This window comes from Mycobacterium angelicum (assembly GCF_002086155.1).
Taxonomy (GTDB): Bacteria; Actinomycetota; Actinomycetes; order Mycobacteriales; family Mycobacteriaceae; genus Mycobacterium; species Mycobacterium angelicum.
The window spans coordinates 1-216 of the sequence record NZ_MVHE01000497.1 but is presented as its reverse complement, the minus strand read 5'-3'; the positions used below and the strand labels follow the sequence as shown (position 1 = coordinate 216).

The window sequence follows — 216 nt, the reverse complement described above, 5'->3', positions numbered from 1 at the left end:
GTTCGAGGCGCTGTTCGTGCCCGTCATGCACGGCACTCGGCGCGTGGCGCGCACCTGCACCGCGATCTCGATCGCCGCCGCGGCGGCCGCGATGCTCGCCTCGCTGCTCGGCGGCCTGCCGGGACCGGCGGTGTTCCTCGTGGCGATGATCGCCGGGCTGATGGCGAGCACGCCGCTGCTGTGGGGCTGGGAGGTGCGCCACCACCGGGAGGCGCG

1 protein-coding gene is annotated in these 216 nt (G+C 75.5%); it reads left to right on the top strand.

Features of this window, described 5'->3' with window-relative positions; genetic code table 11:
• On the top strand, positions 1–216 hold a 216-nt coding region (locus BST12_RS30420; protein ID WP_211281457.1), incomplete at both ends, for a hypothetical protein.